Genomic DNA, 5,011 nt, shown 5'->3' with positions numbered 1-5,011 from the left:
CCCGCCGTGGGCGCCGGAGGCACGGCCTGCTGCGTGGGCGTCGCCGGACGCTCGGCGGAGGGCGAGGGCGCCTCCTCCTTCTTGCACGCGGGCAGGGCCAGCAGCCCCGCGACACCGACCATCGACAAGCCAAGCAGGCGCAGCTTCATGAGGCGGTCTCCTCTGGAGGGTTCTTCGTGAAAGGCACAAGGCAAGTCCAACAACCCACAGCGCACGGGCTACTCGCGGCGGCTCACGCTGAACGCGGCCAGCCCCACGAACACCGCGGCGAACGCCAAGAGCGCGGGCACCTCCCACCCCACCGTCACCCCACCCTGCGAGCCCACCGCCACCGACGCCTGCGCTCCGTACAGCGCGCGGCGCACGCCCTCCACGCAGAAGCGCATGGGGTTGAGCGTCATCACCCACGACAGCACCGGCCCGGCGCCCTTCACCGGGAACATGGCCCCGGAGAGCACCCACATGGGCAGCATCACCAGGCTCATCACCGCGTGGTAGCCCGCGCTCGACTTCACCCACCACGCGAGCGCCATGCCCATGCCGGTGAGCGCCAGCGCCGACAGCACCATCACCGCCGCGAGCAGCGCGTAGTCCACCGCCTTCACGTCCACGCCCGCCAGCGGCGCGAAGAGCAGGAACAGCGACGCCTGCATGAGCGCGATGGAGGACGACCCCAGCGCCTTGCCCAGCACCACCGCGAGCCGCGACCCCGGCCCCGCCAGCACCGCCTGGAGGAAGCCCTCCTTGCGGTCCTCGATGACGGTGATGGTCGCGAAGATGGCGCTGAAGAGCACCACCATGGTGACGACGCCCGGGAAGAAGAACTGCTGGTAGCCCAGCCCCTGCGCGCCCTCCACGCGGAACGACCCCGCGAAGCCGGAGCCGATGACGAACCAGAACAGGATGGGCTGCGCCAGCGCGCCAATCACCCGGCTGGGCTGCCGGAAGAAGCGCACCACGTCGCGCGACAGCAGCACCCGCACGGTGGCCCACTGGAGCGCCAGCGTCCCGGGCTCGCGGCGCGGGGCCTGGACGGCGGGCGCCTCCAGGGAGGAGGACGGAACGGGGATGTCGGCGCTCATCGGCGTTTCCTCGGCGCGGGCGTGGGCGCGGGGGCATCCGCCCCCAGGGCCTTCCCGGTGAGCTGGAGGAACACGTCCGCCAGCGTGGGCCGGCGCAGCGACACGGAGGCGAACCGTCCCGGGGGGAAGGCCTCCACCAGCCGCGGCACCAGCGCGTGTCCCTGCGAAGCCTCCACCTGCACCCGCCCCTCCACCACCCTGGCCGGAAGCCCCAGCCGCTCCGTCACCTGCGCGGCCAGCGCCTCCGGCTCCGGGCCCTCCAGCGTCAGGAGGTCGCCGCCTATGCGCGAGGCGAGCGCCCGGGGCGTGTCGCACGCCACCAGCTTCCCGGCGTCCAGCACCGCCAGCCGGTCGCACCCTTCGGCCTCATCCGCGCGGTGCGTGGTGAGCAGCACGGTGACGCCCTGCGCGTCGCGCAGCCGCTTGAGGTGCGTCCAGAACGTGCGGAAGGCCGCCTCGTCCAGGCCCTGCGTGGGCTCGTCCATCAGCACCACGCGCGGCTGGTGCACCAGCGCCCGCGCCAGCTCCAGCCGCCGGCGCATGCCGCCCGACCAGGTGCCCACCTTCTCATCGCCCCGGTCCAGGAGGCCGATGAGCGACAGCATCGTCTCCACGCGCGCCTTCGCGTCCGCGCCGCCCAGCCCGTACAGCCGCGCGCCCAGGAGCAGGTTCTCCCGGGCCGTCAGCAGGTCATCCAGGCTGCCGCGCTGGAAGATGATCCCCATCTGGCGCCGCAGCGCGGGGTCGCTCAGCGACAGCACCCGGCCGGCGAAGTGCACCTGCCCCGCGTCCGGCGCGAGCAGGCCCGCGAGCAACTGGAAGGTCGTGGACTTGCCGGCGCCGTTGGGCCCCAGCAGGCCCAGGATTTCGCCCGGCTGCACGGACAGCGACAGCCCGTCCACGGCGGTGCGCCCGCCGAAGCGGCGCGTGAGCCCCTCGATGCGCAACAGCGGCGGGGGCGGGGTCGGAACGGAGGTGTCAGGCATGCGAAAGGCGGCCTCGCGCCTGGACGCCGCGCGAGGGCGCTAGCCGCGGGGGATGCGGTCCAGCGCCATCACGGCGAACAGGCCGGTGAGATACACGAGCGAGTACAAGAACGTCTGGCGCGCCCAGGGCTTCCCCAGGTGCTTGAAGAAGCCCCACGCTCCCAGCCCGAGGAAGCCCAGCCCCAGCACCACCGCCGCCGCCAGGTACCACGTGCCGGCGATGTGCAGCTGGAACGGCAGGAGCGTCATGGGCACCAGCGCCACCAGGTAGAGCACCACCTGCGCGCGGCTGGACTCGTCCCCGCGCTCCAGCGGCACGGACTTGAGCCCCGCGGCGGCGTACTCGTCCTTGCGGAACAGCGCGATGGCGATGAAGTGCGGCATCTGCCAGAGGAACATGATGGCGAACAGCGCGAAGCCGCCCGCGTCCAGTTGGTCCGTCACCGCCGTCCAGCCCATCAGGGGCGGCAGCGCGCCGGGAATCGCGCCCACCAGCATCGCCGCGGACGTGCGGGCCTTGAGCGGCGTGTAGGCCAGCACGTAGCTGAGCAGCGCGAGGAGCCCCAGCACGCCGGTGAGCAGGTTGGCGCCCATCACCAGCGCGGGCAGCGACACCGCCGTCAGCGACAGGCCGAACCACAGCGCCGTGTTCGGGTCCATGCGCCCGGCGGGCAGCGGCCGGTTGCGCGTGCGAGCCATGAACTGGTCGCTGTGGCGCTCCAGGTAGCAGTTGAACGCGTTCGCCGCGCCCACCGTCCCCGCCGTCGCCAGCAGCGTCACCAGCGCCCGCACCGGCGTGAAGTGCCCCGGAGCCAGGAACATGCCGCCCGCCGCGGTGATGAGCACCAGCGACGACAGCCTCGGCTTGGTGAGGGAGATCAGGTCGGACGCGGTGGAGGACTGGGACAGGGCACGCGCGCTCAAGCGGACTCCAGCAGGAGGCCCCTGGACCGCGGTCGCTACCGGCTACCGGTCAAGGGGGTGTGGGGTGGACCCTCCCATACCGTCCCCCGGCAGGGGTGGCAAGGCTCCGGCACCCCGCCACATCAGCCTGCCTTGTCGCCCCCCCTCAAAAACGAAGCGCCGCGAATGCCCGGAAGGGGGCACCGCGGCGCTCGGGGGACAGCGGGAGGCGGGGTCAGTTCCCCGCGAGCCGCTGCGCGTCGGAGAGGTACTCGCCCTTGGGCTCGCGCTTCACGTACTCCTGCGCCAGCGTCCTGACCTTGCCTGACTGCTTGGAGTCCCTGGAGAGCAGCGAGGCGTAGAAGTAGTACACCGGCGAGTAGTTCTCGTCGGCCTGCAGCGCGCGCTGGTAGGTCTCGTCCGCCTTCGCCGTGTCGCCCTTGCCCTGGTAGACGCGGCCCAGCTCCGTGAGCGCGTTGGCGACGCGGTCCGGCTGGCCGAAGAACTCCTGGCTGGCCTTCTCCAACTGCTCCTTCGCCTTGTCCCACTCCGAGCGCTCCCGGTAGATGGCGCCCATGGCGAGCCGGGCCTCCGGGTTCTTCGCCTTCGGGTCCTTCACCGCGCGCTGGTACTGCGCGAGCGCGTCATCCAGCTTGTTCTGGCGGCGGTAGGCGTTGCCCAGCATCACCACCAGCTTGGGGCTGTCGCCCATCGTCTTGAGCGCGGTGACCAGGGCCTCGGCGGCCTCCTTCTCACCGCCCGGCTTGCCCATGAGGGCCTTGGCCAGCTCGACGTGGAACTGCGCGCGGCTGCCGTCCATGCGGATGGCCTTGCGGATCTCCTCCGCGGCCGCGTCGAAGTTGCCCTCCGCCAGCAGGCGGCGGCCCTTGATGAGGTTCAGCTCCGGGTTCTGCTTGTCCAGCGCGAAGCCGGTCTCCTCCGCCTTCGTCACCTCCTGCTTCGCCTTCGCCGGATCCACCGGCACGCCCGTCACCTCGGCCAGCTTCTGCTGCATGTCCGGCTTGAGCGTGGGCATGGCCAGCGCCACGCGGGCGATGAGCAGCGAGCGCGCGAGCTGCGCGGTGGCGAGCTGGCGAGGGCTGGGCGGCGGCTCCGCCTCCAGCAGCTTCTTGAGGTCCCGGCTGGCCACCGCGTAGTTCGGCTCGTCCTGCTCCAGCATGAGGAGCGAGCGGCCCAGCAGCGACTCCGGGTGGTCCTTCTCATAGCGCAGGGCGAAGTCGTAGTTCTTCCAGGCGGTGTTGTCCTGGCCCAGCCGGCGGTACACCGCGCCCAGGCCCGCGTAGACGCGCGGATCATCCGGCGCCAGCGCCTGCGCGCGCTCCAGGCTGTCACGCGCGCGCTCCAGGTCACCCGCGTTCATCTGGATGAGGCCCAGCGTGAGGTACAGCAGCGAGGACGCCTTGTTCTGGTCGTTGAGCTCCTTGACCTGCGTCTCCAGCGAGGCCAGCGCGCCCTTGCCGTCGCCGCTGTACGTCTTGATCAGCGCCTGCGCGGCGATGAGGTGGCTGGACAGCTCGTTGCCCTTCTGGGCCGCGGCCAGGTGCTCCTCGGCCTGACGGCGCGCGTCGTCGCCGCCGCCGTGCTCACCCCAGCGGATGGCGTACGCGTACGCGAGGTAGCCGTGGGCCGCGGTGGAGTCCGGGTCCACCTCCAGCGCCAGGTCCGCCGCCTCGCACGCCTTCTTGTAGCTGGCGAACGAGTCGTGCTTGAGCTGCTCGGTGGCGACGTCCAGGTTCTTCTTGAGCTCGCGGCCCCGCTTCTTGGCCTGCGCCGAGTAGTAGCCGTATCCGCCCGCGAACAGCGGGATGAGGATGAGCAGGACCAGCGACAGCATCTTGCTGCCGTTGCCCTTGGACGCACCCTGGCGGCGCGGCGACGGCTCGTCGTCGTCCTCCTCCACCTCTTCCACCACCACCCGCGGGCGGCGCGGGGCGGAGTCGTCGGAGGTCCGCGCCGTGCGGGCCGCCTGCTGCGACGGGGCGCTGATGCGGCCCACGGGCGTGGCGGCGCCTGCGTGGC

4 protein-coding genes are annotated in these 5,011 nt (G+C 71.9%); all 4 read right to left on the bottom strand.

Annotated elements, in window-relative coordinates; genetic code table 11:
* Positions 1-218 precede the first annotated feature (218 nt).
* The gene (locus tag ACLEQD_RS36780) at positions 219-1,082 is read right to left on the bottom strand and encodes an ABC transporter permease (RefSeq protein ID WP_410390558.1); all 864 of its coding nucleotides are present in this window, start codon (positions 1,080-1,082) and stop codon (positions 219-221) included.
* A complete protein-coding gene (locus ACLEQD_RS36775; RefSeq protein WP_410390557.1) occupies positions 1,079-2,068 on the bottom strand; it encodes an ABC transporter ATP-binding protein in 990 nt (329 codons plus the stop codon). Before ACLEQD_RS36775 ends, ACLEQD_RS36780 begins: the two co-directional genes overlap by 4 nt.
* A gap of 39 nt (positions 2,069-2,107) precedes the next feature.
* Positions 2,108-2,992, bottom strand: a complete 885-nt coding sequence (gene cyoE, locus ACLEQD_RS36770) for a heme o synthase (RefSeq protein WP_410390556.1) — start codon at positions 2,990-2,992, stop codon at positions 2,108-2,110.
* A 214-nt stretch (positions 2,993-3,206) separates the two neighbouring features.
* A partial coding sequence (locus tag ACLEQD_RS36765) for a tetratricopeptide repeat protein (protein WP_410390555.1) occupies positions 3,207-5,011 on the bottom strand: 1,805 nt, incomplete at its 5' end.

It is taken from the genome of Corallococcus sp. 4LFB (genome assembly GCF_046520365.1).
In the GTDB taxonomy this organism is placed as follows: Bacteria; Myxococcota; Myxococcia; order Myxococcales; family Myxococcaceae; genus Corallococcus; species Corallococcus caeni.
Note: the sequence above shows the minus strand (reverse complement) of the source record. Positions and strands in the feature narration are given on the sequence as shown.